We start from the raw sequence: 6,571 nt of genomic DNA, 5'->3' as shown, positions 1-6,571 counted from the left end.
GCAGCTCGCGGCGCTCCCCGTCGGACAGCAGGTCGATCCCGCCGATCGGCCGGTCGGGCGCGGCGACGACCGCGGCCAGCAACCTGGTCCACCGGACGAAGAACGTCTCCACCGTCGAACGGTCGAACAGATCGGTGGCGTACTCCACCGCTCCGACGATCCCGGCCGGGCGGCCGTCCGGACCGAACTGCTCGGCAAGGTTGACACCGAGGTCGAACCTGGCGGTTCTGGCGGCCACGGGGTAGGCGGCCACGTCCAGGCCGGGCAGGTCGAAGTCGCCGCCCGGCGCGCTCTGCAGGCCCAGCATGATCTGGAACAGCGGATGGTGCGCGAGCGACCGCGCCGGGTTGACGACCTCGACCAGGTACTCGAAGGGCACGTCCTGGTGTTCGTACGCGGTGAGCGCCTTCTGCCGCACCCGGCCGAGCAGTTCGGCGAAGGCCGGGTCGCCGCTCGTGTCGGTGCGCAGCACGAGGGTGTTGACGAAGAAGCCGACGAGCTCGTCCAGCGCCTGGTCGGTGCGGCCGGCGATCGGGCTGCCGATCGGGATGTCCGTGCCGGCGCCGAGTCGGGTGAGCAGCGCGGCAAGGCCGGCCTGGAGCACCATGAACATGCTGGCGCCGCTACCGGTGGCCAGGTCCCGCAGTGCTTGGTGCAGTTCGGGGTCGAGCCGGATCGCGACCGCGCCGCCCAGCTGGGAGGCCACCGGCGGCCGGGGCCGGTCGGCGGGCAACTGCACCTGCTGCGGAAGGCCCGTCAACTCGTCCTTCCAGTAAGACAGTTGCCGAGAGAACAGACTGTCCGGGTCGGTGGCGTCGCCGAGCACGTCGCGCTGCCACAGGGTGTAGTCGGCGTACTGCACCGGCAGCGGGGACCACCGCGGTTCCTCGCCCCGGCAGCGCGCCGCATAGGCCGCCGCGAGGTCACCGGAGAGCGGGCCCGTGGACCAGCCGTCGGCCGCGATGTGGTGCACCACGACCAGCAGCACGTGCCGGTCGGGCGCGAGCGCGAACAGCTCCGCCCGGACCGGTGGTTCCGCCGCCAGGTCGAAGCCGCGCCGGGCCGCCTCCGCCAGCCGCTCGGCCAGCCGGCTCTCGTCGAGTTCGGCCACCGGCAACGCCGGGTGGGCCTGCGAGGCGTTCAGCACGACCTGGTACGGCACGCCGTCCGTCTCGCGGAAGACCGTCCGCAGGCTCTCGTGCCGGGCGACCACGTCCGCGAGCGCGGCGTGCAGGGCCGCCCGGTCGAGGTCGCCGGTCAGGCTCAGCGCGAACGGCATGTTGTAGGTGGCGCTCGGGCCGTCCATCCGGTTCAGGAACCACAGGCGGCGCTGGGCGAAGGACAACGGCACCCGTTCGGGTCGCGGCTGGGCGGTCAGTGCGGGCCGTGCCGTGCCGTACCCGTCCAGGCAGGCCGCCAGCCCGGCCACGGTCGGGGTCTCGAACAACGTCCGGACTTCCAGCTCCACTCCGAGGGTCGCCCGGACCCTGGAAGCCAGGCGGGTCGCAAGCAGTGAGTGTCCGCCCAGGTCGAAGAAGCTGTCCTCGACGCCGACCTGGGCCAGGCCGAGCACCTCGGCGAACAGCTCGGCGAGGAGCTGTTCCTGCGGGGTGCGCGGCGCCCGCCCGGCTCCGGCCGGGCCGAGGTCGGGTGCGGGCAGCGCGCGGCGGTCGAGCTTCCCGCTGGCCGTCAGCGGCAGTGCCTCCAGAGCCACGAACGCCGACGGGACCAGGTAGTCCGGCAGCCGACCGCGCAGCCAGTCTCGGAGTTCACCGAGAAGGGCACCGGTACCCCGGCTGCCGGTCGGGCGGTTGGTCAGCGACGACAACGCGGTGCCGGCCGACCGCACCGGCCGGTAGGCCTCGACGGGGGCGCCTGCCGGTCCACCGGTGAAGAGCACATCGAGGGCCTCGGGCGCGTCGGCCGACCAGGTGAGGCCCACTCGGCGGCCGAGCTCCCCGCCGAGGGCGTGGAGGTCCTCCGGGTCGGGCAGGCCACCGTCGTCCGGACCGTGCAGCCGCTCCAGCAGGCCGGCGAGCGTGCCGTCCCCGTTCCACACCGCCCGGGCCAGCTCGGCCTCGCGTGCCACGCGGCGGTTCGGGACCCCGGTGAGGCGCACCGGGCCCGTGCCGGGCCGCCCCAACAGTTCGCGCAGCTGCGCGAGGTCGGCGACGTCCCGGCCCCATGCCAGGTCCAGGGGCCGGACCGACACGGCCGGCTGCTTGTGCAGCGTCACGTCGTAGCGGTAGCGGGTCAGTTCGTTGTGGTGGCGGCCGCGCTTGACCTCCACGGTCACCGCGCCGATGTCCGTGCCGTGCTCCCGAAGGACGGTGAAGAAGTCCGGGTCGACCAGGAGTTCCTTCTCCACCCTGACGGCCTGCTCCACCGCGCGGCGCACGGCCGCGAGGTCTCCGTCCGCAGCCGCCCGGTGCAGCTGGACCGCGGTGGCCAGCGGGCGCAGCAGCCGCAGGTTGCGGACGTCGCCGACGAAGAGCGTGCCACCGGGGGCGAGCAGCCGCATCAACTTCCCGATCACGTCGGCGAGATAGTCGGCGGACGGGAAGTACTGCACCACCGAGTTGATCACGACGGTGTCGAACCGCCCGGTCGGCAGGCCGTCGGTGTCGTGCGCCGGGCGGGTCTGGAGCACGACACGCTCGGCCAGGTCCTCCTGCCGGGCGACCTGCGCGCTCAGCGCGTCGACCGCGGTGGCGGAGAAGTCCGTCGCCCAGTAGGACTCGCAGTGCGGCGCGATCTGCGAGAGCAGCAGTCCGGTGCCGACGCCGACCTCCAGCACCCGGCGGGGGCGCAGGGCCAGGATGCGGGCCACGGTGGCGTCCCGCCATTCCCGCATCTGTTCGACCGGGATCGGGCTCGCGTCGTAACTGCTGTTCCAGCCGACGAAGTTCTGGCCGAAGCCGGCTTCCTCGGGGGTGATGGGCAGGGCGTCGTAGATGTCCTGCCACTCGCCCACGTGGTCCGCTTCCAGGTCGCTGTCGCGGGCGTCGTCCTGGTGCGGGACGACGTAGCCGACGAGCCGGTCGTCCTGGGCGAGGACGGCGGCCCGGGCGACGGCGGGGTGCTCGGCCAGCGCGGCCTCGACCTCGCCGGGCTCGACCCGGAAGCCGCGTACCTTCACCTGGTCGTCTGCGCGGCCGACGTACTCCAGCTCTCCGGTGCCCAGCCAGCGCACCAGGTCCCCGGTGCGGTACATGCGCTCACCGGCCCCGAACGGGGAGGCGACGAACCGTCCGGCGGTCAGGCCCGGCCGGTTCAGGTAGCCGCGCGCCAGTCCCGCGCCCGCGACGTACAGCTCCCCCGCCACGCCCGTCGGCACCGGCCGCAGTCGCTCGTCCAGCACGTACACCCGGGCGTTGGCGATCGGACGGCCGATCGGCGGCACGCCCGACCCCGGCGACAGCGGGTCGCTCATGGTCGCGCACACCGTGGTCTCGGTCGGACCGTACGCGTTGATCATCCGACGGCCCGGCGCCCACCGCGCCACCAACTCCGGCGGACACGCCTCACCCGCCACCACCAGCGTCGACACCCGCACCGAGCCCTCCGGCACGGCGGCGAGGACGGACGGGGGCACGGTCACGTGGGTGACCGCGAGGTCCCGGTCGGCCAGCGCGGCCACCGGGTCCGCCGTCGGGGGCAGCACCAGGGCCGCGCCGCGCAGCAGTGCGGTGTAGATCTCCGACACCGAGGCGTCGAAGCTGGGCGAGGCGAACTGGAGCACCCGGCTGTCGGGTTCGATCGCGAACCGCTCGATCTGTCCCGCGACCAGGCTCGCGACACCGCCGTGCGCGACCACGACGCCCTTGGGACGGCCGGTCGAGCCCGAGGTGTAGATCACGTAGGCCGGGTGCCTGACGTCGAGCGCGACCACGGGGTCGGTGTCCGGCCAGTCGGTCACCTCGGTCACCAGCGCCGGGTCGTCGACCATCAGGGCCGGCCGCGCGTCGTCCAGCATGAACCGGATCCGCGCCTGCGGGTACGCCGGATCCACCGGCAGGTACGCGGCACCGGCCTTCAGCACACCCAGGACCGCCACCACGGACTCCACCGACCGCGGCAGAGCCACGGCCACGGTCTGCTCAGGACCGACCCCCCGCGCGATCAGCGCATGCGCGAACCGGTTCGCCCAGGAGTCGAGTTGACGGTACGTCAATTCGACATCGCCGCGGACGAGCGCGAGGGCGTCCGGGGTCGCCGTCACCTGCGCCGCGAACGCCCGCGGCACCGGGACGGCCGCCACCTCGCGGGCGGTCGCGTTGCCGCGCTCCAGCAGACGGTGCCGCTCGTCGGCGTCGAGGATCTCGATCCCGCCGATCGACCGGTCCGGGTCGGCGGTGACCGCCTCCAACAGACGCGTCCAGCGCCGGATGAGCGCCTCGACCGTCGAGCGGTCGAACAGGTCGGTGGCGTACTCCACCGCGCCGACGATCCCCGCCGGGCTGCCGTCCGGACCGAACTGTTCCACGAGGCTCACACCGAGATCGAACTTGGCGGTTCCGGTGGCCACCGCGTAGGTGGTGACGTCCAGACCGGGCAGGGAGAACCGCCCCATCGGGGCGTTCTGCACGGCCAGGATGGTCTGGAACAGCGGGTGGTGGGACAGCGAGCGGGACGGGTTGAGCACCTCCACCAGGTGTTCGAACGGCACGTCCTGGTGGGCGTAGGCCGACAGCGCCGTCTCCCGCACCCGCCCCAGCAGCTCCGCGAACGACGGGTCGCCGCTGGTGTCGGTGCGCAGCACCAGCGTGTTCACGAAGAACCCGACCAGATCGTCCAGCGCCTCGTCGGTACGCCCCGCGATCGGAGACCCGATCGGGATGTCCGTACCCGCACCCAGCCGCGTGTACAGCGCCGCCAGCGCCGCCTGGAGCACCATGAACAGGCTCGCGCCCGACCTGCGGGCCAACTCCAGCAGGGTGGTGTGCAGTTCGGGGCTCAGCTCCAGGCCGACGTGGTCCCCGCGCCAGCCGGCGACGGCAGGCCTCGGCCGGTCGGCGGGCAGCTGAAGCAGTTCCGGCAGTTCGGACAGCTGGCGCTTCCAGTAGCCGAGTTGCTCGGCGAAGCGGCTCTCGGGGTCGGCGGCGTCGCCGAGCAGGTCGCGCTGCCACAGCGTGTAGTCCGCGTACTGCACCGGCAGGGCCGGCCGGTGCGGCGCGCGGCCCTCGCACCGGGCGGCGTACGCCTCGGCCAGGTCGCGGGCCAGCGGGCCGGTGGACCAGCCGTCACCGGCGATGTGGTGCATCACCAGCAGCAGCACGTGCTCGTCCGGCGCGAGCGCGAACAGCTCCGCCCGCAGGGGCGCCTCGGCCTCCAGGTCGAAGGGCCGCCGGGCGAACTCGGCCAGCCGCTCGAAGAGTTCGTCTTCCAGCACCTCGGTCAGCCCCGCCCGGGGCCGGGCCTCGGCCGGGTGCAGGACGCGCTGGCACGGTACGCCGTCGACCTCCGGGAAGACCGTCCGCAGGCTCTCGTGCCGGGCCACCACGTCGGCCAGCGCCTCGTCCAGCGCGACGCGATCGAGCGTCCCGGTCAGCTGGAGCGCCAGCGGGATGTGGTAGGTCGCGGCGGCGGCGTCCATGCGGTGCAGGAACCAGAGCCGACGCTGGGCGAAGGACAGCGGCACCGCCTCCGCCCGCTCGTGCGTGGTCAGCGCCGGACGGGCGTGGCCGGCCCCGGCCAGCGCCCCGGCCAGGCCCGCCACGGTGGGCGCCAGGAACAGCGCGCGCAGCCCCAGCTCCACCCCGAGCACCGAGCGCACCCGCGCGGCCAGCCGGGTGGCGAGCAGCGAGTGCCCGCCCAGGTCGAAGAAGTCGTCGTCGACCCCGACCCGTGGCACGCCGAGGACCTCGGCGAACAGCTCGCACAGGATCTGTTCCTGAGGGGTGCGCGGTGCGCGCCCGGCCTCGGCCGAGCCGAGGTCGGGAGCGGGCAGCGCCGCCCGGTCCAGCTTTCCGTTGGGCGTCAGCGGCAGCACGTCCAGCGGCACGAACGCCGACGGCACCAGATAGTCGGGCAGCCGGTCGCGCAGATACGCCGTCAGCTCGGCCGGACGTACGACCGTGCCGGGACGGGGCGTCGCGTAGCCGACGAGCCGGTCGTCCTTCGCGAGCACGGCGGCCTGGGCGACGGCAGGGTGCTCGGCCAACGCCGCCTCGATCTCGCCGAGTTCGACGCGGAAGCCGCGCACCTTCACCTGGTCGTCGGCACGGCCGACGTACTCCAGCTCTCCGTCGCTCCGGCGGCGCACCAGGTCGCCCGTGCGGTACATCCGCGCACCCGCCGGGCCGAACGGGCAGGCCACGAACCGACCGGCCGTCAGCCCGGGCCGGTTCAGATACCCGCGCGCCAGACCAGCCCCTGCGACGTACAACTCCCCCGTCACCCCGGGCGGCACGATCCGCAGCCGCTCGTCCAGGACGTACACCCGGAAGCCCGCGACCGACCGGCCGATCGGCGGTACACCGGCCCCCGGGGCCAGCGGAGCGCTCATCGTCGCGCACACCGTCGTCTCCGTCGGACCGTACGCGTTGATCATCCGCCGGCCCGGCGCCCA

1 protein-coding gene is annotated in these 6,571 nt (G+C 73.7%); it reads right to left on the bottom strand.

Features of this window, described 5'->3' with window-relative positions:
- Positions 1-6,571: amino acid adenylation domain-containing protein (locus tag ACZ60B_RS42350; RefSeq protein WP_469397267.1), on the bottom strand; the 6,571-nt coding region annotated here is incomplete at both ends.

This window comes from Streptomyces sp. NPDC104096 (assembly GCF_055584385.1).
The sequence above is the reverse complement of the archived record's forward strand: the minus strand, read 5'-3'. Positions and strand labels throughout refer to the sequence as shown.